This is a genomic window from Flavobacterium endoglycinae, from assembly GCF_017352115.1.
Classification (GTDB): Bacteria; Bacteroidota; Bacteroidia; order Flavobacteriales; family Flavobacteriaceae; genus Flavobacterium; species Flavobacterium endoglycinae.
This window is the reverse complement of sequence record NZ_CP071448.1, coordinates 4,870,505-4,893,573: the sequence shown is the minus strand read 5'-3', so window position 1 is coordinate 4,893,573 and position 23,069 is coordinate 4,870,505. Positions and strand designations below refer to the sequence as shown.

At 35.2% G+C, this 23,069-nt stretch carries 13 protein-coding genes; 5 read left to right on the top strand and 8 right to left on the bottom strand.

What is annotated here, in order from left to right:
• Positions 1-28: 28 nt before the first annotated feature.
• Positions 29-1,723, bottom strand: a complete 1,695-nt coding sequence (locus J0383_RS21145; protein WP_207295931.1) for a ribonucleoside-diphosphate reductase subunit alpha — start codon at positions 1,721-1,723, stop codon at positions 29-31.
• A gap of 17 nt (positions 1,724-1,740) precedes the next feature.
• The gene (locus tag J0383_RS21140; RefSeq protein WP_207295930.1) at positions 1,741-2,715 is read right to left on the bottom strand and encodes a ribonucleotide-diphosphate reductase subunit beta; all 975 of its coding nucleotides are present in this window, start codon (positions 2,713-2,715) and stop codon (positions 1,741-1,743) included.
• Between the two features lie 764 nt (positions 2,716-3,479).
• On the opposite strand from J0383_RS21140, the gene J0383_RS21135 reads away from it, so the two are divergent.
• The 4 genes from J0383_RS21135 to J0383_RS21120 all read left to right on the top strand — a co-directional run bounded on the left by J0383_RS21135 (position 3,480) and on the right by J0383_RS21120 (position 8,849).
• A complete protein-coding gene (locus J0383_RS21135; protein WP_207295929.1) occupies positions 3,480-4,970 on the top strand; it encodes an ankyrin repeat domain-containing protein in 1,491 nt (496 codons plus the stop codon).
• A 135-nt stretch (positions 4,971-5,105) separates the two neighbouring features.
• Positions 5,106-5,591, top strand: coding sequence for a DUF2271 domain-containing protein (locus tag J0383_RS21130; RefSeq protein WP_207295928.1), 486 nt, complete (start codon positions 5,106-5,108; stop codon positions 5,589-5,591).
• A gap of 27 nt (positions 5,592-5,618) precedes the next feature.
• Positions 5,619-7,802, top strand: coding sequence for a PepSY domain-containing protein (locus J0383_RS21125; protein ID WP_207295927.1), 2,184 nt, complete (start codon positions 5,619-5,621; stop codon positions 7,800-7,802).
• 69 nt (positions 7,803-7,871) lie between these two features.
• Positions 7,872-8,849: an FAD:protein FMN transferase gene (locus tag J0383_RS21120; RefSeq protein ID WP_207295926.1), complete on the top strand. Its 978-nt coding sequence runs from the start codon at positions 7,872-7,874 to the stop codon at positions 8,847-8,849.
• A 169-nt stretch (positions 8,850-9,018) separates the two neighbouring features.
• Here the strand turns inward: J0383_RS21120 and J0383_RS21115 are convergent, their stop codons facing one another.
• From J0383_RS21115 to J0383_RS21090, 6 genes are all read right to left on the bottom strand, one after another.
• Positions 9,019-10,230, bottom strand: a complete 1,212-nt coding sequence (locus J0383_RS21115; protein ID WP_207295925.1) for a DUF4272 domain-containing protein — start codon at positions 10,228-10,230, stop codon at positions 9,019-9,021.
• A 232-nt stretch (positions 10,231-10,462) separates the two neighbouring features.
• Positions 10,463-12,862: a sugar-binding domain-containing protein gene (locus J0383_RS21110; RefSeq protein ID WP_207295924.1), complete on the bottom strand. Its 2,400-nt coding sequence runs from the start codon at positions 12,860-12,862 to the stop codon at positions 10,463-10,465.
• A 273-nt stretch (positions 12,863-13,135) separates the two neighbouring features.
• Positions 13,136-16,651 carry a malectin domain-containing carbohydrate-binding protein gene (locus J0383_RS21105; RefSeq protein ID WP_207295923.1) on the bottom strand — a complete coding sequence of 1,172 codons (3,516 nt, stop codon included), beginning with the start codon at positions 16,649-16,651 and terminating at the stop codon, positions 13,136-13,138.
• Between the two features lie 429 nt (positions 16,652-17,080).
• Positions 17,081-19,810, bottom strand: a complete 2,730-nt coding sequence (locus tag J0383_RS21100; RefSeq protein WP_207295922.1) for an alpha-d-galacturonidase — start codon at positions 19,808-19,810, stop codon at positions 17,081-17,083.
• Between the two features lie 153 nt (positions 19,811-19,963).
• Positions 19,964-20,848 (bottom strand): sugar phosphate isomerase/epimerase family protein, encoded by an 885-nt coding sequence (locus J0383_RS21095; RefSeq protein WP_207295921.1) that lies wholly within the window; start codon positions 20,846-20,848, stop codon positions 19,964-19,966.
• Between the two features lie 209 nt (positions 20,849-21,057).
• The gene (locus J0383_RS21090; protein WP_207295920.1) at positions 21,058-22,203 is read right to left on the bottom strand and encodes a sialidase family protein; all 1,146 of its coding nucleotides are present in this window, start codon (positions 22,201-22,203) and stop codon (positions 21,058-21,060) included.
• Between the two features lie 373 nt (positions 22,204-22,576).
• On the opposite strand from J0383_RS21090, the gene J0383_RS21085 reads away from it, so the two are divergent.
• Complete coding sequence (locus tag J0383_RS21085) at positions 22,577-23,053, top strand: hypothetical protein (RefSeq protein WP_207295919.1); 477 nt, start codon at positions 22,577-22,579, stop codon at positions 23,051-23,053.
• Positions 23,054-23,069 lie beyond the last annotated feature (16 nt).

Here is a 23,069-nt window from a genome sequence, read left to right as displayed (position 1 = left end):
TACATTGAACCTTTTCTATTGTATTTTGTTAAGACTCACAGCTGCTGCAAGTAACCAGACTTGTAACCAATTCTTTCGAAACACTTTGGCTTCTTTGGTAATACAAACTTTTTACTCCCAATTGCCACGCTTCAATCATTAAACGGTTTACTTCTTTAATTGGAAGTTCTGCCGGAATATTAAGATTTAAACTCTGTCCTTGATCTACAAACTTCTGACGAATAGCGGCCTGCTGTACAATTTCTAACTGACTGATTTCTTTAAACGTTTTAAAAACATCTTTTTCTTCCTGAGTCAATTGGGTCATGTGCTGTACACTTCCTCCGTTCAACATAATACCTCTCCAAACTTCTTCATTATCCAGACCTTTTTCTTCCAGTAATTTTGTTAAGTATTTATTCTTACGCATGAAATTACCTTTACTTAAACCCGCTTTGTAATAATTACTGCTAAAAGGTTCAATTCCTGGAGAAGTCTGTCCTAAAATCGCCGAAGATGATGTTGTAGGCGCAATTGCCATTGTAGTTGTATTACGTCTTCCGTATCCTTTTAACAATTCAGGTTCGCCATAAATTCTGGCTAATTCCTGAGTGGCTTTATCGGCTTTTTCACTAATATGTTTGAATATTTCGGTGGTTTTCATTTTAGCCTGCATTCCTTCAAATGGAATCATGTTTTTCTGCAAATACGAATGCCATCCTAAAACTCCTAAACCTAATGCACGGTGTCTTTTAGCAAATTTATTAGCACCAGAAAGATAATAATCCCCTTCTGTTTTTTCGATAAATTCCTGTAATACAGCGTCAAGGAAAAAGATTGCTAGTTTTACTGCTTCAGTATCTTTCCATTCATCATAAAGTTCAAGGTTCATTGATGAAAGACAGCAGATAAACGATTCGTCATTTGTTGACGGAAGCATAATCTCACTGCACAAGTTACTTGCATTGATTCTCAAGTTTTGATCTTTGTAAACCTGAGGTTTATTTTTATTTACGTTATCGCTGAAAAAGATATAAGGAAGTCCTTTCTGCTGACGGCTTTCCAGAACTTTTGCCCAGATTTGTCTTTTATCACCATCACCGTCAATCATTTCCTGCATCCAATAATCGGGTACACAAATTCCGGTAAACAAATTTTGGATTGGATTTCCAATGCTTTTAATTTTCAAAAATTCCTCAATATCTGGGTGGTCAATATCCAAATACGCTGCAAATGCACCACGACGAACACCGCCTTGAGAAATAGTGTCCATTGCCGTATCAAAAAGTCTCATAAAACTTACTGATCCGCTGCTTTTTCCATTATCGGTTACGGCGCTTCCGCGTTCACGCAATTCACCAAAATAACCAGAAGTTCCACCTCCAATTTTGGTCTGCATAATCACTTCACCTAATTTATGTGTAATTCCTTCAATTTTATCTGGAACGTGTACGTTAAAACAAGAAATCGGCAAACCTCTTTCGGTTCCCATATTTGCCCAAACCGGAGAACTGATACTCATCCATCCGCGTTCGATCATTTCTACAAATGACTCTTTTAATTCGGGTTTGTATAATCTTCTGGCTGCTGCTGTACAAATTCTGTCAATTGCACCTTCAACAGTTTCACCTTTCAAAAGATAACCTCGATTTAAAATCTGTTCACTTTCAGAGTTCTTCCACCACATTTTGTTTCCGCTTTCCTGCGAAATACTGTTTACTTCATTTGTATCTGTTGTATTCATAATATATTGTCTGCTTTTTAGAAAAGGTCGTTTGCCGTTATACTCTTATCGTGTTTGGTATATTCTACTGGTCGTTTTGCAAAGAAATCATCCAAACTGTTGGCAAAAACTTCTTCTTCAAACCAAGCAAGCGCTTTGTAGTCTTCTGCAGGAACATCAAAAATGATTGGAATATTAATTTGTTTCAAACTCTCATCAATTCTAAATTTCATAAAATTAACAAGATCACCTTTTTTAATACTTTCAATTTCACCTTCTTCAAATATCCAGTCTAATATGTCTGATTCGACTGCGATCGAATCTTTAACCGTTTCTCTGATAAGGTTTAGCGTAGCATCATCAAAATATTCTGGGAATTCTTCTCTGATTTTATTAATAATATAAATACCGCCGTTAGCATGAATCTGCTCATCAATTGAAGTCCACGCAATAATATTGCTCACATTTTTCATGTAGCCTTTAAATCTTGTAAAAGATAATAAAATGGCAAACTGGCTGAATAAAGAAACGTTTTCTATAAGAATACTGAATAAAATCAGCGAAACCATATATTTACGATTGTCCTGAGAACGAGTGTCTTTTAAAACATTTGAAAGATAATCAACACGTCTGCGAATCACAGGAACGTCAAGAAGTTTTTCAAATTCATCATTATAACCTAATACTTCCAAAAGGCGCGAATACGCTTCAGAATGTCTGAACTCACATTCTGCAAAAGTAGTTCCTAATCCGTTAAATTCCGGTTTTGGAAAGTGCTCGTAAATGTTTCCCCAAAAACTCTTAACAGCAACTTCAATTTGTGCGATCGCCAATAAACTGTTTTTAACAGCCGTTTTTTCAGCTACCGATAGATGAGCATGAAAATCCTGAGTATCAGCAGTAAAATCTACTTCGGTATGAACCCAATACGCTTTATTTATGGCTTCTGTAAATTGTAAAACCTCTGGGTACTCAAAAGGTTTATAATTGACTCTTTTATCAAATATAGACATAATATATAGTATTAAATGGTGACTATGAGAAATAGAAAACAACAGGATTTTGGGGAAGGATAACTGCGATTTCTATACCTACAAAATTAACCCCTCAATCTCGATCAGGCTATCTTTTGGTGTTAAAAAACCGAACAATTATCAACAGTAAAAGTAAGCATCAAAAAACATTAAAAATACAATTTATTAACAGCTGCATAATTTTGCGTAGTCGTCGAATTATCAGTTATTTATACTAGATCTAAATAGATTTGTCAACAAAAATTACAAGAAAAAAAACAAGAAGCAAAAAACAGTTATCAACAGCAGCATTTAAAAATTGATCTTTTTCAGACCCATTTTACCCTTTTTAAAACGTCAAATTCTACTTAAAAAGCTGCTCGACTATTAGCTAAAAAAACATGTATTTTAAATTATATGGAAAATCGAATTTACAATAAAACACTAATTTACAAATAGTTATAAATTATAATTTCGTAATATGCTTAAAATCAAAAAGAAAAAAAGTTGTACGCGTTAAACTAAAACCAACAACAATTATCTAAGCGCTTGTTTTTTATCAAAATAGAATAAAATCCAAAACGCAAAAGCATATTTTAAATTAAAATAGAATTAAATCGCATCAGAATTCAACTTTTACCAGCAATAAAACTTGCTTTAAAAAGATTAATCTTTACATTTGCCTTTATTTTGATTTATTCTAAATAGATATATTCTCATTCATAATTTTTTGGAATTGATTCCGAATAACAACATACCGAAATATGAAAAAAAATCTTTTTATTTCTTTAGCATTTGCTGCTATTTCATTGGTTAATGCACAACAGAAAAATTCACTTTTAGAGCAGTCTTTCTGGAAAACTACACCTGATGTAGAAAAAGTAAAAGCTGAAATTGCAAAAGGAAACAATCCAGCCGAAGCCAATCCCAATGCATTTGATGTTACCACTCTGGCAATCAACAACGATGCACCTTTTACTACTATCAAATTTTTATTAGACCAGCCGGGAAATACCATTACTAAATTAACACACGATAATCGTATTTATTTGCACTGGGCCGCTTACAGAGGAAATACTGAATTAGTTGAATACCTTATAAATAAAGGTTCTGATGTTAATTTTGAAGACAGCCACGGAACTACTCCAGCTGATTTTGCCGCTTCAAACGGACAGTCAAATCCAGCGATGTACGATGCTTTCTTTAAAGCGGGTGTTGATCCAAAGAAAAAATATGCAAACGGTGCCAACTTATTGCTTTTAGCTATTGCTTCTGATAAAGATTTAAAAGCCGCAGAATATTTTACAACAAAAGGAATGTCTCTAAAAGACGTTGATAATGAAGGAAACACCGCTTTTACATACGCTGCAAGATCTGGAAATATTGCACTTTTGAAGAAACTTATCGAGAAAGGGATCAAACCAACCGATACCGCTCTTTTAATCGCGGCACAAGGAAGCCGAAGAGAAACAAATCCAATCGAAACGTATAAATATTTGGTTGAAGAAGTAAAAATAAAGCCAACTGCCCAGAACAAAGCAGGACAAAATGTATTGCACATTTTAGCTGGAAAACCAAATCAGAATGAAATCATTAAATACTTTTTAGCGAAAGGTGTTGATGTAAATAAAGCTGATAAAGAAGGAAATACACCTGTAATGTCTGCATCATCAGCAAAAGAAACGGCTGCCTTAGAGCTTTTTCTTCCAACAGCAAAAAATATCAATGCTCAAAATTCAAAAGGAGAATCTGCTTTGACCTTTGCCGTACGATACGGAACTCCAGAAGCTGTAAACTTACTTTTAACAAAAGGCGCTGATGTAAATGTAAAAGACAAAGACGGAAACAACTTGGGCGTTTATTTAGTACAATCTTACCGTCCGGCAGGAAGAGAAAAGGAAACTGTTGATCCTTTTGAAGCAAAAGCAAAATTACTTCAGGACAAAGGTTTAAACTTAGCCGCAGCACAAAAAGACGGAAACACTTTGTATCATTTAGCAATTACTAAAAATGATGTTTCGCTTCTTAAAAAAATCACGGATTTAAAAGTAGATATCAACGCTAAAAACAAAGATGGATTAACAGCCTTGCACAGAGCTGCTATGATTGCCAAAGACGATTCGGTTTTAAAATATCTTATTGAAGCAGGTGCTAAAAAAGACGTAACAACAGAATTTGATGAAAGCGCTTATGCTTTAGCAAAAGAAAATGAAGTGCTTACTAAAAGCAATATCTCTGTCGAGTTTTTAAAATAAAACAAATTATTAATACAACCATATTTGAAATTCCGAAATCCAAACTTATTTTTGGAACTTCAAGTTAATCAGTTTTGAGACATAAGTAATCTTTATATCTCACAACTTTAAACCTTAACTTATATATTATTTACAATGAAATCAATATTAAAAATTGCTCTTGCAAGCGCTTTTATCTTTTTACTTTCTTTCCAGACTAACGCACAATCTAGCAAATACAAATGCATGCTGCAAATGAACAATTATATGGGAGAAGGCGCCTATATTGTAGTTTCTTTAGTGAATGCAAATGGCGAATACGAGAAAACGCTGTATGTAATGGGCGATGATAAAAAATGGTACAAATCATTAAAAGAATGGAATAAATTTCATTCGGCTCAAAAATCAGATGATATCAGCGCTAAAACAGGCGCTTCTGTAACTGGCGGAGACCGCAGCGTAACGACTATCGAAATTGAAAATTCTAAAATTAATAAAGGATACAAACTACGTTTTGAATCTGCGGTAGAAGATCAAAAATATTATGTAAGCGATCTTGAAATTCCGCTTACTACAGAAGGTCTTGCAGAAAAAACAGATGGAAAAGGGTACATTAAATACGTACGATTAAACAAAATATAATACGATTACATTTCTAGAATACACTCAATGACTCTTTCTTTCTGGCGTTACGCACATTTAGCTCTGGCTTTATTTTCTTCACTTTTTTTGCTTTTGGCTTCGGTAACCGGAATTATTCTGGCGGTCGATGCAGTTCAGGAAAAAACACTTCCGTACAAAGCACCTGATTTTGATAAAATAACACTGGGAGAAACCCTGCCAATTCTAAAAAAAGCGTATCCAGAAATTACAGAACTAAGCATTGATTATAATCAATTTGTAACGCTAAAAGCAATTGATGCTAATGGAAATGATGTAAATGCGTACATCAATCCAAAAACAGGAAAAACACTTGGAACTCCAGTAAAGAAAACCGAATTCATTAAATGGGTTACAGGACTTCACCGTTCGTTATTTCTTCACGAAACGGGACGTTTTTTTGTGGGTGTTATTTCATTTTGTTTATTACTAATATCAATTTCGGGTTTTGTACTGGTTTTAAAAAGACAGCGCGGCATCCGAAATTTCTTTTCTAAAGTAATCAAAGAATATTTTGCGCAATATTACCATGTTGTTTTAGGAAGGCTTGCTTTGATTCCTATTTTTATTATTGCCTTAACAGGAACGTATTTGTCGCTGGAAAGATTTAATTTCTTTATGGGTGATGAAAAAGCAAAACCTGTAAATACAGAACTTTCGGCGAAAGCCAAAACAACTTCTGTATTTAAAACTACTTTATTATCAGACGTTAAAAAAATCGAATTCCCTTTTACGGACGATCCTGAAGAATATTACATCATTGAACTGAAAGATCGTGAAATTGAAGTCAATCAGGTTACTGGAGCTGTAATTTCAGAAAAGCTTTCACCTATGACGATTCAGTTTGCCGATTTGAGTCTTGATCTTCATACCGGAAGAATTAACGGAATCTGGGCTATAATTCTGGCAATTGCCAGTTTCAATATTCTATTCTTTATTTACTCAGGTTTTGCCATTACTTTAAAAAGAAGATCTAGCCGAATTAAAAATAAATTCAAAGCCAGCGAAAGTACTTTTATTCTTTTAACAGGTTCTGAAAACGGAAGTACTTTCAGGTTTGCTAATGCAATTCAGAAGCAATTAATCAGTCAAGGACATAAAGCGTTTATAACCGAATTAAATCGTTTTTCGGTATATCCAAAAGCAGAACATATCATCGTTTTTACATCGACGCACGGTTTAGGTGATGCACCTTCTAATGGAAATAAATTTGAAACTCTAGTAGAAAAACAAAACCAAAAGCAGAAAATCAATTTCTCGGTTGTAGGTTTTGGTTCTAAATCGTATCCTGATTTCTGCGGATTTGCCATTGAAATCGATCAGCTTCTTGAAAAACAGCCTTGGGCAGAGCGTTATTTGGATTTACAAACTGTAAATGACAAATCAGCTTCTGAATTTGTAGAATGGGTAAAATTGTGGAGTACCAAAACTGGAATTTCGCTGGCCAATACACCCTCTTTATACAATCATGTTCCGAAAGGCCGTCAGAAACTGATGGTTTTAGACAAAACTCCAATTTCTGAAACTGAACATACTTTTATTCTGACTTTAAGAGCCAATTCTAGAACTAAATTTATTTCTGGCGATTTATTAGCTATTTATCCGGCAAACGATACAAGAGAACGCCTCTACTCTATTGGAAATCATTCTGGTAATGTACAATTGGTTGTAAAACTACATCCAAACGGATTTGGTTCTGGATATTTAAATAATCTTGAGCCCGGCGATGTTATTAAAGCCCGAATTTTGAAAAATCCTGCTTTTTATCTGCCAAAGAAAGCTCCAAAAGTTGCTTTTATTTCTAACGGAACAGGAATTGCTCCTTTCCTCGGAATGATCGAACAAAATAAAGCACAACAGGAAATACATCTTTACAGTGGTTTCAGAATGGAAACACCCACACTTCTGGCGTATAAAAAGTTTGCCAAAGTGATGAAACAAAAACAGCATCTGGATCAATTTCACGTCGCTTTATCGCGTGAAGCTAAACAGATTTATGTAATGGATCTGATTAAAAGAGATACTTCTTTTTTCATGGATTTATTAAAGAAAAACGGTGTTATCATGATCTGTGGTTCGCTTGCCATGCAAAAAGATGTTGAAAACGTTCTAGATATTTTATGCAAAGAAAATGGTCTTAAAAGTATTTCTGATTATAAAAACAATGGTCAGATCTTAAGTGACTGCTATTAAAAGATTTTAGATTGCAGATTGTTGATTTTAGATTGTTGATTTTAGATTGAATTTAGATTATTAATTGTTATGAATAGATTCTTATTTCTATTTACTTTAATCTGTTGTTTTGTAACAAATGCTCAGGTTTTGCGAAAAAAGACAACGCTATTAATGGGCGGACGTTTCGATATCAGCATTGTTGATAAAGATTCGCTTTCGGCAGTACAAAACATTGATAGTGTCATAGCCGAAATCACTCGAATTGAAAATCTAATCTCCGACTGGAAACCAGATTCTCAGGTTTCAAAAGTCAATCAAAATGCTGGAATTCAACCCGTCAAAGTAGATCGAGAAGTTTTTCAATTGACACAAAGAGCCATTAAACTTTCGGAGATTACAAACGGCGGATTCGACATAAGCTTTGCAGCAATGGACAAAATCTGGAAATTTGACGGCTCTATGACCGAAATGCCTTCGGCGGAAGCCATAAAAAAATCAGTGGAAAAAGTCGGTTATCAAAATATTATTCTAGATAGTGTACAGTCGATTATCTTCCTGAAATTAAAAGGCATGAAAATTGGATTTGGTGCTTTAGGCGAAGGTTATGCAACTGATAAATGCCGCGCCATGATGATTGAAAAAGGCGTACAAGCTGGCATTATAAATGGTTCAGGCGATATGAGCACTTGGGGAAAACAGCCTAATGGAAAAGATTGGAAAATCGGAATTACAAATCCATTTCATCCCGAAAAACTTTTAACTGCTATTCCTTTAAAAGAAGGTGCTGTAACGACTTCTGGCAGTTATGAGAAATTTGTTGTTTTTAACGGAAAACGATATTCACACATTATCAACCCAGCAACTGGTTATCCCGCAACTGGTTTATGCAGCGTTACCGTCTTCGGACCCAATGCCGAAACTGCTAACGGATTAAGCACATCTATCATGGTTTTAGGACAAAAAGAAGGATTACTTTTACTCCAAAAATTCCGCGATTACAGCTGCATAATGATTACCGATAAAGGAAAAATCATTAAATCGAAAAATTTCTCGTATAAGTTGTAAATTAAGTTATGGGTTAATGAGTTATGGGTTATGAATTATGGGTTATGGGTTATGGGTTATGGGTTATGGGTTATGAGTTATGGGTTATGAGTTATGAATTATGAGTTTGATAGTAATAATAACCAATAACTAACAACTAACAACCAACAACTAACAACCAACAACAAATTTAAGTATCACAAGTAACATCATCCCAATCCTGATCCATGTAATGAATGAGCCAATTGAGCGCATATTGTCTTTCGTACACAATTCCCGGATTGATGTTTTCTATTTGTCTCCCTTTGATTCTTTCGTCTACGCAGGCCCAATTGTATCTGTAATACAAATCGGCTGCATCTAAAATTTCTTTTTTAGATCGAACTTCATTCACAGCATTTATAAATTCAAAAGGATCTTTATCTTTTGCAACAGGATAATTTTCAGCACTAATGTTTTCTAGATTACAAAATTCATTTGGGAAATCAAGCGTATCGACTTTTTTCAAAGCCCACATTAAAGTCCAAATGCCTTCGCATTTCCAAGTTTCGTACATTTTTTTGTCTTCCGTTGGATTTGTTAAAAACTCTTTTTCGCCTTCTGTTACCAATTCCCAAAGTTTATAATTCTGTAAATAATCAATTGCTTCTTCAGGCGAAATACTATTGAAAGCAACCAAATTTGTAACAGCCAAAACACTTACTCTTTCTGCAATTTCTTTTGCTGATCGAATTGTAGTTTCTGCTTCAGATTCAATACAAGGCAGATGTCTGTTGATTTTTATATTTTCTCTTTCCAGAATTTCTTCATTCTTGGCTTTTCTTTCTATTTGCTCTTCGTCTAATTCCGTTTGATCATTATCAAAATACTCCGAATTGATATGAACTTCTAAATCTTCAATTTCACATTTACCTTCTGTATCAATAATTAGATTCAAATCTTTATCTAGAAAATGCTGGGTTTCAGATTTACTAATAATCGTATTCGGCTGCACAAATAAAACGGCATCAAATTCTTTTGCCAAATCAGCTATTATGACATTTAATTCTTTAATTTCTCCTTTGTCTTCACGAATTGAAAATTCAGAATTCAGTGTTTGTATTTTATGCAGAAAAAGCCCTTTTACCTTTTCATTTTCAGTTGGCAGTGAATCAACAAATCCATATAAACCTTTTAAATTGGCTGTTAATTCAGAATCATCTATTTGTGGAATTTGATAAGAAGGAACGGCTCTTTCTCTGTAGAATATCGTAACTCTTTTAGACGGACTTAATATTCCGCCTTTCACTTCAAATTCGAGGTTCTCACCATTAGAAGAAAAAACTCCCTTAGGAACATGCGAAAGAAAAATTTCTTTGATTTTTTCTAATCCTAAATGATGCGAATAAATGGTACAAATCATTTTACGGCTTTTAAAATATTATTTTGGCTAATATAAGTTTAATTTTACAAAAAAACACAAATAATACTTCAAAGCATATTAAAAAAATCTCGCAAAGTCGCAAAGGCACAAAGATTATATAAAAATTAAACCATATAAGTTATTTAAGTTTAATTATGCCAAAACTTAAAATTACTTAAATAACTTATATGGTTCAAAAAACTTTGCGTCTTCGCGACTTTGCGAGCAAAAACTACTGCACTTTTACTTCAATAACAGAAGCTTGTAAATTTCCTGCCGTCGCTTTCAACTGAATCTTTTCTTTCTTTCCATTTGATTGAATAATCGCAATACATTTTCCGTTAAAAAGCTTACAAGAATTGGCTTTAAACGATTCCAAATTGGCTTGATAACCATTATCAACTCCAACTAACTTTCCTCCGCCCGTCACTTCAAAGTTGACTAAATCCATTGCGTTTGGAACTAGGTTTCCGTCTTTATCGAGCATCGAAACTGTTACATAAACCAAATCGTAAGTATCATTTTTGATGGTAGTTTTATCTGCTTTTAAATCCAATTTAGCAGCTTCTCCTGCCGTGCGAATTTCTTTTTCTAATACTACTTTTCCATTCTTTCTAGAAACCGCTTTTAATGTTCCTGGTTCGAATTTCACTTTCCATGAAATATGCAAATCATCCTTTTGCTTAGATTTTTTACATAATGATTTTCCGTTTAAGAATAATTCTACTTCATCTGTATTGTTGTAATACGCCCAAACATTGATTTCCTGATCTTTTTTCCAGTTCCAATGCGGTAAAATATGCAGAACGGTTTTATTCGACCATTCGCTTTGGTACATATAATACACATCTTTTGGAAGTCCGGCCAGATCTACAATTCCGAAATACGAACTTCTTGCAGGAAACGGATATGGATCTGGTTCTCCGATATAATCAAATCCTGTCCAGATAAAAGTTCCCGCCATGAAATCCTGACTTTTAATGGTTTTCCAGTTTTCTTCGTGCGTGGCGCCCCAGTACGATTTCACCTGATCGTAAGCCGAAACTGTCCAATCTGCATTTCCATCAAATGGAGCACCGTGTTTGGTTGGCCAAGCTTTAATAACATCCGATTGATCATAATGTCCACGCGTTTCTAATGCCGAAACACTTTCTGATGCTAGTATTTTTTGCCCTTTAAATTTAGTTGGAAAATCTTTATAATCTTCATGTTTGTAATTGAATCCCAAAAGATCTAAAGCTCCTGACTGATAAATGAAGTTTTTCTCAATAACATTTTCTGTCAAAGCAGAAGTTACGGGACGAGTCGTATCTAACGATTTTACAATTTTGGCCAACTCTCTCGTAATGGCAATTCCTGTGCTGTCAAACTGTTCTCTAATTTCGTTTCCGATACTCCACATCATAACCGACGGATGATTGCGGTCTCTTTTGATAAAATCTTCTAAATCCTGTTTGTGCCACGCATCCCAATCTTTATGGTAATCGTTGGTTACTTTTTTCTTTTTCCACACGTCAAAAGCTTCGTCCTGAACGATAAATCCCATTTCGTCACACAATTGCATCATTTCTAAAGAATGAGGGTTGTGCGACATTCTAATTGCATTTGCTCCCATTTCTTTCATCAGCGTTAGTTTTCTCCTTACGGCGTGAATATTTTCTACAGCTCCTAACGCGCCATTATCATGATGCAGGCAAACGCCTTTAATTTTAGTCGGAACACCGTTTAATGAAAATCCTTTTTCCGAATCAAAATTAAAATATCTAAATCCAAGCGGAGTTTCGTAATTGTCAACTAATTTCGATTTCTCGTACACTTTTGTAATGACTTTATACAAATACGGATTTTCGGTATTCCATAATCTTGGCTGTTTTACTTCTAAATCATGAATCTTTTTTTCTGATGTTTTTGCTCCTATTTTTTCTGTAGAAGTCATCTTGGCAACTTCTACATTTTTATCGTCTACAATCGAAGTAACCAATTTAAATTCTTTTGCAGAAGCATTATCATTATCAATCGTAACTTCAAAATGCACTTTCGCTTGAGCTGAAGAAACTTCAGGTGTAGTTACAAAAGTTCCCCACTTCGCTACATGCAATTTTTCGCTCGCCACCAATCTCACATTCCTGTAAATTCCAGAACCCGTATACCATCTTGAATTAGGTTGAGCATCGTTGTCTACCTTAACTGCAATAGTATTGGTCTGTCCATAATTTAAATATGGAGATAAATCATAACCAAAAGAAATATAGCCATTTGGACGCATTCCTAATGATTTCCCGTTTATAAATACTTCGCTATTTTTAAAAACACCATCAAATTCAATTGAAATTGTTTTACTTTTCCAATTGGCAGGAATTGTAAAAACTTTTCGATACCAGCCTTTACCTGCAGGTAAAAATCCTTGCGCTTGTTTGGTCTTAGCCTCTTTATCAAAAGCGCCTTCAATGCTCCAATCATGCGGCAATTGAAGCATTCTCCAATCTGATACGTTGAAATTAGCATTTACAGCTTCTGGATAATCTCCTAACTTGAAGTTCCAGTTTTTGTTGAAGTCTTCGACAATTCTAGCTTGTTTTTGTGCAAAAATTGATACCGAAAACAATAATGCAAGTGTAATTTTTTTTAACATATTTTTATTTTTTCTCTCGCAAAGTCGCAGAGTCTTTTTTCTTAACCATATAAGTGATATAAGAAAATTTAAGTTTGGCTTAATTGAACTTATACACTTATATGGTTTCATTTCCTTAGCGACTCTGCGTCTTTGCGAGATTATCATTTTATTTCTTTAACCTTGAGATCTAAATGTTCATACTACATTTTAGACGCACTGCAGTGCGTCTCTACAATGAAAACCTTTGAACCTATGTCACTTTGCGCCTTTGTGCCTTTGTGGCAAAACAAATTATTGAAACTCAAAACTATCCAACAGCAACCCTTTCAAATCATCTCCTTCCAAAGTAATTTTATACGTTCCCGCATTGATATAACCTCCAGATGTCGTGTTCAAAACTTTCCATTTTTCTGGTGAAGGGAAAAATTCAATCGTGTCGTTTCGCATTAGAATTCCGTATGCATCTTCCATTTTGAATTTCACTTTCATCGGCGTTTCATTTCGATTCATAAAGCGGAAACGCATTAAATAAATTCCTGCAACACCTGGTTTTACTTCAAACTCGATGCTGTTGTTTGTCTTTTTAGTAAACTCCACATAATCCGCTTTTTTGAAATTTCCTTTTTCGATTCCAGTTCCCGTTGTTTTTGTTTTTTCTGCTTCGATGATTACCACTGGTCTTGAATCGTCTTTTTCGCCCATATCGTACGTTGGAACAACGACAATTGTTGAAATTGTTTCCCCATTATCAAAAAGAACTTTCTCGCCTTTGCTTACTTTTTTAGTAAAAACATCAAAAGAAGTTCCGTTGCTATTTTTCGCTTTTTCTTCTATCTTTTTATAATCTGAAAGTCCTTTTAATGCCTTTATTTTATCATCAACTAAAACATAAATAATCGATTCTTCCTTTGCTGTAAACGAACCTGAAACTTTTGAATCGGTAGAAAACTGTAAATAATCGCCACCAAAAACTTCCGAAGGCAATTCGGTAAAAATAACTTCTGAGTTTAAGAATTGCTTCGAATTAATATCCAGCCAAGAACCGATTTTAAAGTCTTTAGCCTCTAAACTTACATTCTGAATATTTCTTGGCGATTCTTGAGCTGGTCTCGCGTGATAATCTTTTGTACCAATTGCAATTGCTGAAATTATGGCTTGCCCTGCTTTTACGTTTGGAAACGAAATTTTAATTTTTCCGCCAGTGCTTTTAACTTTAAAAGTCTTTTTTAACGCAGTATCATGTCCAGCTTCTGCCCAAATATCAAAATCTTTTAAAACTATATTGTCATTAATGGCAACATCAAACAAACGCCAGCCTTTGCAGTCTAAACCTCCGCCTGTTCCGTACCACGGTTCTGTGAAATACAATTCGATTACATATTCTCCATCTGGCGCTGGAAATTCGTAACGCAATTTATCAACTCCGTATCTGAAATTCTGAAATAAAGCTTGATCTTTTGTACCGTTAACAGGATCAAAACTGCTTCTTTGGCTTGCAAAAAAGTCAGGAAGCTTCTCAAAATTATCGGTCCAAGATAAAGATCCCCAAGTATTTTGTCCGCTTTTGTGCGTGTCGGCTAGCCAAGTATTTCCGTTACTATCTGTGAATTCTGAACCACCGCAATTAACTCTGTAGATGTAATTTAAACCGCTTTTTGCTTTTAAAATATCGCTTTTATCAGGAGTTAAAGATTCAAAACTTGGAGCTTTCGGAAGCGTATTCAAAACGATATAATCTTTGGCAACCGCTTTTCCGTTTACATATCCAACTGCATATAAAACATTATACTGAATATTGACATTGTTAAACTGAAAATGCTTTCCGATTCCGGGATTCTTCAATTTTCCAAGTGAAACTTTATTTACATCATTAAACAATTCAACTTCGTCGCAATTGGAGTAAATATCGATTCCGCTTTTGATACCCGCTTTCTCCCAACGGCTTGGCCAAGTGTGCGAAACGATATACACCATCGGATTGGTTTTGTTTGAAGCGTAATTAGCGCGGTACATGTAATATGCATCTAAAGGCTCGCCCCAAATCGTAAAAAGTCCTTTGTAATTTACGGGTCCGACTTTGTCAATATCTCTAAATCCTTCACCATTTTGAACGCGTCCCGGATTTTCGTGCGAAGCAAAAAGCCAGTTGAATTGTCCTGCTATTTTATCTCTTACCGATTCTGCTTCTCTGACTTTAATTTCCATTAGCTGAGAAAAACGGTTTTCGCTTAAAATTCCTTTTTGATCGAATTCGCCTTCCGTATGCAAATCGGCAGAACGCCATGCTCCGTATTCGCCATTTAACAACTGAGTGGTCATTTCCAAATGATATTTTAATGGATCTCCACCATACGTTCCTGACCAATTTTGAACGACATTCCAATCGGTTCCTTCTCCTCCATTACAAGTCGTTACAATTCTTTGTGAAGCCGATAACGGATCCATTTCTCGGATAATCTGCGTGCATTCTTGGGCAAATGCTGCTGGAATTGTACTTTCGTTCTGCAAGCCCCACATGACAACCGATGGGCTGTTTCTGCGTTCTTTAACCCATTCGCGCAGTAAGGTTTTGAAATTTTCTTTGAATTCTGGCGTATCGTACCAAATATGCGCCGAAAACTGACTCCAGAATAAGATTCCGTTTTCGTCTAATTCTTTTTGATACAATAAATTATGAGGCTGGTGCGCTTCTCTAAAAGCATTAAATCCGCCTGCTTTGATCTGTTCGATTCTAGCATGAATCTGCTCGTTTGAAAAAGCGTGACTATTTCCAATTTGATGTTCGTATTCGCAAACACCATTTATAAAAACAGGTTCGTCATTTATGAGAAAACGATTGTCTTTTCCATCACGACTTACTGGCCAACTCACCCATCGAATTCCATAAGGTGTTGTTAACTGGTCGATTATTTTTCCATTCTCAAAAACAGAAGTTACCAATTTATATAAATACGGATTCGACGGTGACCACAATTTCGGGTTTTGAATTTCTGGCAAAGTCTGAGCAACTGTTTTTATTTCTCCTGAAGTATTTTTAAGGGTACTTTTTGAGCTTACCACCTTTTTTCCTGAAGCATCAAAAAGAACATTTTCAATGGTTAGATTTCGGTCTGAAGTTCCGTAGTTTTTGATTTCTGCTGTCGTAAGCAAAATCGCCTTTTGTTTGGAAACCGATTTGTCATTCCAGATATGAACACCAAAAGGTTCGATTCTAACATCGTTTGTAATCACTAAAGAAACTGGCCTGAAAATCCCCATTGGCTGAGAACCTTCTGAGAATCCCCATTCGCCAGAACAGCCTCCGCAAACCCAAGGAAGATCAGCAATAAAAGAAGGATGCGATGCTTTTAATAGAATCTGATTTTCTTTTTCTAAAGAAACTGCTTTAGTAATATCAATCGTAAAAGTGGTTCGTCCACCTTTGTGTTCGCCCACTTTTTTTCCGTTTACCCAAACTGTGGCGTAAGAACTAACGCCTTCAAAAAACAAAAAGAGCCTTTTGCCTGCAGTAGTTCTGTCAAATTTTAAGGTTCTTTTGTACCATGCCGTACCGTGTAAATTTCCATGTTTTGTTCTCCTGAAACCATAATACTGATCCCAATTGTGAGGCACACTAACCTGCTGCCAATTGGAATCAGTTTTTGGATTTTCTACAAAATCTTCTTCTTTCAGCGGAAGATTATCCAACATTACGGTCTCCCAAGATGAATTCAGCGAAATTTCTTTGCGAACTGAACTTTTGCCCTGACTCCAAACAGAGCAAAAACTTGTGAAAAAACAAAAAATAAAAAAAACTATTCTGTTCATATTTTTAAACCATATAAGTTATATAAGGTTGTTTAAGTTTTTATTTTACCCATATTTGTCATTTCGACCGAAGGGAGAAATCACACTAGAAGCTCGACAAAGGTTGGTGAATTTCTGAACGGAAATTCTTGTGTGATTTCTCCCTTCGGTCGAAATGACAAACTATGTAGAGTTTCTTGTGAAGATCCCTCGTTCCTCAGAATGACAAAATTGTGTTTATATAATTTCTAAACCTGACGGGTTTTGAAAACCCGTCAGGTTTAACTTTATGTTGAATTGCGTGAGGGATTGAGGCGGTATCCTTTTATGCAGCGGAGCGGAATAAAAGATATAGCCGAAAGCCCGACCCGGAGGGACACGCCCAAATTATTATTTTAATTCTAAACTTTATTTATACCTACAAGATTTTGAAAACCTTGCAAGAGCAGATTAATAAAACAACCAATCCACTGCTGCTTTCTCTCCTGCATCTATGTATCCAACGTCGCGTGGTGTAATGTTCTGGTCTGCATCAATAAAACCTAAAATCAATACTTTTCCTTTTCCTAGGTCTAATTTATTTTCTCCTGGTTGGAAAGTATAGGTATGAATGTTTACACGAGGCAAATCTTTTAAATTAATCGCACTTGCCAGAATCACTTCGGCTTGACCGTGAGCATTTCCTGCAGCATCGGTTTCTAAACTTGGAGGCAATAAAAATCTTTTTTGATCTGAATTGAAATATCCAACCACTAATTTAACGGCTTTTGCATTTCTAAACTTCAAATGCGTTCCTTTTTCATTTTGATCGTTTTCTACAAACGAATATCCTCTTAAGTTTTGAAGTTCTGGAGCTATTTTTGTCAATTCAGAAATATCTGTTCCGTACACTTTTGTTCCTGTTTTAACTAAATAACTTCCCGGTTTTTCATCGATAAAAGTTACTTCTGCTGTTTTCCAAGGTTTTCCTTCTTTGCTTTCTACTTTTCCATCTTTTGAAGATTTAAGCTTCTCTAGATTTCTTTTGAAATTAGCCAATTCACGTTCGTAATGCAGTAATAATTCAGCCCAGGTTTTGTTGTTCCCGTCGTCTCCTCCAATTGGAATTCTACGTTGTGCTGTTTGCATACTGTTGGCATAGTAATAGGTATCTTTCGTTAACTTCACCAATAATTCGTAATATTCTAAACTTTTTTCTAAATGAGGAATTGCTTTGTCTAAATCGGCAATATCATTTGAATAGCTGTATCTTAAAACCAACAACGCTGCTTTTACTTTTTCTGAAAAGAAATCGGCGAAAGCCTTGTAAGCATGCATGTCATTTTTAAGACGTGCAAATTCTTCTTTTTCTTTCGTTACGCTTGGTTCCGCTTTGTCGATGGCTTCAACAGCCAATCTTCCGTGTTCTGTAATTTCATCAATAATCTGCGTTGGAAGTTCGCCAGAATGTGGTTCTTTGTTCCATTCTTTTTTAGCATATTCTAAAAGCAATTCGCCCGCTGGTCCGCAAGATTCGTGGAAACCTGGATATACTCTCCATTTTGATGGATTCACCAATTGGCTTTCGAACATTCCTAACAATAAAGTCTGTCTGTTTCCTTCTGTGATTCCGAAACGTCTTAGCGTTTTTGGAGCAATTTCTCCTGTTTCTTCATACGCTTTTAAAATATTATTTGCTGCTTCTTGGCTTGTTCCAAATTTCGCAGCTAAATCTTTATCCCAAAATTTAACTTCTTGGTTTCTATCTCTTTTGCTATCCCAAGCATATCTTGCCCAAGCTTTGTACCAAATCCAGTCACGATCCATTTCTAATAAACGTTCGCCCGATTTTGTTTTATCGGCAGAATAAGGCCAATCCCAGTAAGAAGCTTGCGGATATAAGTGTAATGCATTCGCTCCGTGTATGCTGTGCATTGCTTTTACTGTTTTTTGGATAAAATCTGGAGAACCGTATCTAAAAGGTTCTAAGTTTGCCAAAATGTGAACGTTTTCAATATGAATAGATTTCAAAGCGCTCAATTGTTTGTGCGTTTCTCCCCAAGGTCCGCCAGGTGTGTAAGTCGTTAAAGACTCTCCTGTGTATTTGCTTTCTGTATAAAGGTTTTTGTATAATGGAAGCGATTTCTCCATAACCAAAGGTCCATCTGTATCGTGAGAACGAAGGATAATTGGCGGTTCTTCTGTTTTTCCTAATGCTTGTAAACCGTCTCGAACCCCTGGAATAATCGTTTTGGTAAACCATTCTACATCATCATCAACCGTATTGATTGCTTCGCCCAAACAAACCATTAAACCAACATTTGGATATTTTTCGATGAAAGCTGCAATAGATTTTCTAGTGTAATCAGATAACAAAGGCGTGATTGGTCTTGAACGATCTTGAGTTTTTATGTTATAATGCTCTGCAAAAGGTTTGGAAACAAGAATATTATAAAACATCTGAATGACCCAGATTCCTCTTTTGTTGGCTTCAACGGTCAGGAATTTATAGATTTCTTCGTTCTTCTTGAAATCTTCGTCGCTTACCTCAACTGCAAACGGATAATCTTTCAATTTTACTAAAGAAGCAAATGGGTGTCCGTTCCATAAATACAAAGAGTTCATGCGATTGTCTACAAGCATGTCTAAGTATTTTATCCAAAGTGCCTTATCATAAAACCAAGGAAAAGTTGCTGGCGTATACGGATACTCGTAAACATCGCGCCCCGGAAGATAAACGGGTTTCTGCATTCCGATGCAAGCGCCGCGCAACACCATTTCTGGACTGTCTTCGATATTGATTTCTGAAGGAAGCTGACCTGAAGTTTTAATTCTATCCGCCAATTCTAAAGCTCCGTACAAAGTACCACTCGCATCTGTTCCTTCAATGTAAATTATATTCTTTTGAGTACGAATTAAAAAACCTTCTTTCTTGGTTAATTTGCTATCATCGATTTTAGCGCTTTTCGCATTCTTTTTCCAAAATTCAGTTCCTTTTTCTCCAATAACAATTACTTTATCTTTTGAACTTTTTAATTTATCGGCAGAAGCAACGGTAAAGCCTTTTGCCGAAAGTGTTTCTGATAATTTTTCTGCTCCAAATTTTGCTCTTGGCGAATTGGCATCACTAACAATAGTAACGTTTTGCGCTGTCGCGAAAGAGACGTAAAAGCATAAAAAAAGTAATTGTAAATATTTCATAGCATGCTGTTTTGGGTATTCTATTTAAAACAATCTGCTTAATCTGCTAGATCTGCGGGAAAAATTTAACTCTCGCAGATCTAGCAGATTTCGCAGATTTATAGTGAAAAAATGTGCTGTTTAACTTTTACTTATTTTCACCAATATTTTTATTTAATTCTGGAAGATTTTCTTCAAATACGCTACGTTTGCTCCGTAATTGGCTTTTACATTATGCACTTGTGTTACGTCTCTGGAACGCTCTACAATCAGCCAGCCGCTCCATTTCATCTCATCTAAAGTTTGTTTGATTTTTGGCATATCGATCGCAGGATCGTTTTCTAACCAAAATTGATCGGTATTTGAAGCGTGAATCTGAGCTATATATTTCTTTCCTAAAATCTTTAATTCAGAAGAAATATCTCTTTTATTGTCTAAAGCATTTGCAAAATTGAAAGAGCTTTTAATGTATTTTGAACCTACTTCATCCAAAAGTTTTTTCTCTTCTGTAGCATCCAAAGAAGTTTCAATTGCAATTACACCGCCAATTTTCCCCACTTCTTTTCCTGCCCATTGCAATCTTTTAATTACTTCTGGACGTAATTCTGGATTTTTAACCAAATCGGTTTGTGTTCCTAATGGCAAATAAGCTACTTTCACTTTCATATTTTTCATTGCCAGAACGCAATCGTTAATCATGGGTGTGATTTCTCTCGTTGCAAATGATTGCGCATAAAATCCAGACATGGCAATGGAACTGATTCCAACTCCTGTTTCTTTCGCTTTATCTAAGAATTTTTGTCTTTCTACAGGATCGCCCAGTTTGCTGTCAAAAGTTGGTCTGTTCCCTAAACCTCCCATATCTAGTTCGATTCCATCTGCTTTTAATTCAGCAGCCAAACCAAAAGCTCCAAGTTTTTGTCTTTTCAAAATCATCCAGTCGCAAACCGCCACTTTATATTTTTGCTTTTTGTTGGAAGACTGAGCCGTTGCACAGCTGTTAAATGTTGCTGATATCGCAACAAATAATACAACAATTAAGTTTTTATTTAGCTTCATATTTTTGATTTTACCATTAAGAGATTAAGAAAATTAAGCTTTAGCACTTACTGTTTTTACTATTAGAAGATTTAAGAGAATTAAGCTTAATGTTCTTTTAAAAAAAAATCTATTAAGCGCAACAACTTAATTTTCTTAATGCCTTAATGGTTTATTTTTATTAAACACAGCAACTTAACTTTCTTAATCTCTTAATGGTTCAATTAATTTTACTCTTCTTCCGCTTTTACAGCTGTTACCACTTTTCCTTCTTCACCTGGCCAAACACCGTTTTTGATTGGAAGTGCCACTAACTTACTCGGATCAACTTTTACGTATTTCAATTTTTCTCTTCTCCAAGTGTAAACAATATGCACCATTCCGTCTGAACTTTGAATCATTGAAGGATAAGAATATTGGCTGATTTTTGAATCTTCTAAAACCAAAGCTGCATTCCAGTGAATTCCGTCTTTCGAAACCGAAACATTCAAAGGCGTTCTAGGCCCTTTCGCCTCTTTTCCTGGAGGAAGAACGTGATTGTAAACCAGTAAATGTCTTCCATCTTTTAAGGTTACAGCATCCGTGCCAGAGTTGTTATTGGGAAGTCCGATTAATTCAATATCCGACCACGTTTTTCCATTGTCTTTTGAGAAAGTGCTGAAAATCGCTCTGTTTCTGGTTCTTCCAATGGCTTGAATGCTTCCATCTTTATGGAATAAAATACTAGGCTGAATTGCATTGATTTTTTGTTTTCCTCTTGGAAGTGTATCGCCCATTACCCAAGTTTTCCCAAAATCTGGAGTAGATTCCATACGAAGCCTCCAACCATCGCCTTCGATACTTGACGGGCATAATAAAGTTCCGTTGCTTAATAAAACAGGTTTATTTTTGATTGGCCCTAAGAAACCGTCTGGCATCTTTTGAGCTTCAGACCACGTTTTTCCGCCATCAGATGAAGTTCTGATTACACCCCACCATTCCGATGGTTTTGGTCCGATTTTGTAGAAAAGCATTAAATCGCCACCTGGAATTTGATATAAAACCGGATTCCAAGTTGGTAATCTTGGCCCTTCTTTCATCACTCCGTCGGCCACTTTTACGCCTTCATTCCAAGTATCGCTTCCTTTTGGTTTGATCGACACATAAATGCAAACGTCTGGGTGTCTCTCGTGAGTTCCGCCAAACCAAGAAGCAACTAAATCACCATTTGTAGCTTCGACAATTGTAACCGCGTGGCAAGACGGATATGGGGCTTTATCGTAAATAAACTGATCTACTAAAATACCTTCTTTCCAAGTCTTTTTTTCTAAAGCCGATTTACAACTTCCTAAAAGGAAAAGTCCAAACAATACAAATGCTAATTTTGTTATCTTCATTCTAAATTTTATTATGAATTAAAATTTTCGATAATAAATACATTCCTACTATTATTTTATGGAAAAATATTTATTAAGTGTAAAAATAACACCCAAAAATTAACAATGTATCCTGTACTGTCCCGAAATAATTAAAATGAAGCTTATTTAACGCTTATCGCAAAATTTCCTGACGAAAGTTTCACATATACATGATTTAACACTATTGAATAGGAAGGAATTATCAATTAAGTACGATTTCGGAATACCTTACCTTAATTAAAAAGAAAGATAATTACTACAATAAATTAAAAAACACTCATAATTTACGACTTTATTTCTTTATTTTGCATTACACATTTTACTTCACGTTTTGAAATCAGAAATATAAAAAATGAAAACTTTTGAGTTAGAGAAAAATATCTGGACAGTGGCTGACTTTGAAGAAATGGGATGGCACGATTGCTCCATACATGCATTTGCAATTGATTCAGATGTGTATGACGACTTTATAAAAAGTGATTTACTGTTGGATATAGATTATATTTTTAAGTGGGTTTTACCTGAAAACACCTCAAATTATAGCTTTTGGGTGGCACCGTGTACCCTGACTTTTATAGAAGTAACGGATTTAAAAATTCAGTATGCTTCTGGCAATAGTTTTTTACCGGAACTTGAAATAAGTCATATTTCCCGCGAAGAAAAAATCTATGAAAACGGATATAAAAGTTGGCATTGGAAAATAGAGCTTGTTGGAGATAGTTTCATAAGTTTTGACAGTATTGGATATGAACAAGTTGTAAAACGTGCACCTTCTCTAACGAATCAACAAGCATTTACAATTACAGAAAGAGGAGGAATTAATTTTTGATCATTTATTGTGAATG

Excerpts from the sequence above, each read along its gene's own strand:
- J0383_RS21145 (WP_207295931.1), bottom strand. The coding sequence starts at position 1,723 with ATGAATACAACAGATACAAATGAAGTAAACAGTATTTCGCAGGAAAGC.
- J0383_RS21140 (WP_207295930.1), bottom strand. The coding sequence starts at position 2,715 with ATGTCTATATTTGATAAAAGAGTCAATTATAAACCTTTTGAGTACCCA.
- J0383_RS21135 (WP_207295929.1), top strand. The coding sequence starts at position 3,480 with ATGAAAAAAAATCTTTTTATTTCTTTAGCATTTGCTGCTATTTCATTG.
- J0383_RS21130 (WP_207295928.1), top strand. The coding sequence starts at position 5,106 with ATGAAATCAATATTAAAAATTGCTCTTGCAAGCGCTTTTATCTTTTTA.
- J0383_RS21125 (WP_207295927.1), top strand. The coding sequence starts at position 5,619 with ATGACTCTTTCTTTCTGGCGTTACGCACATTTAGCTCTGGCTTTATTT.
- J0383_RS21120 (WP_207295926.1), top strand. The coding sequence starts at position 7,872 with ATGAATAGATTCTTATTTCTATTTACTTTAATCTGTTGTTTTGTAACA.
- J0383_RS21115 (WP_207295925.1), bottom strand. The coding sequence starts at position 10,230 with ATGATTTGTACCATTTATTCGCATCATTTAGGATTAGAAAAAATCAAA.
- J0383_RS21110 (WP_207295924.1), bottom strand. The coding sequence starts at position 12,862 with ATGTTAAAAAAAATTACACTTGCATTATTGTTTTCGGTATCAATTTTT.
- J0383_RS21105 (WP_207295923.1), bottom strand. The coding sequence starts at position 16,651 with ATGAACAGAATAGTTTTTTTTATTTTTTGTTTTTTCACAAGTTTTTGC.
- J0383_RS21100 (WP_207295922.1), bottom strand. The coding sequence starts at position 19,810 with ATGAAATATTTACAATTACTTTTTTTATGCTTTTACGTCTCTTTCGCG.
- J0383_RS21095 (WP_207295921.1), bottom strand. The coding sequence starts at position 20,848 with ATGAAGCTAAATAAAAACTTAATTGTTGTATTATTTGTTGCGATATCA.
- J0383_RS21090 (WP_207295920.1), bottom strand. The coding sequence starts at position 22,203 with ATGAAGATAACAAAATTAGCATTTGTATTGTTTGGACTTTTCCTTTTA.
- J0383_RS21085 (WP_207295919.1), top strand. The coding sequence starts at position 22,577 with ATGAAAACTTTTGAGTTAGAGAAAAATATCTGGACAGTGGCTGACTTT.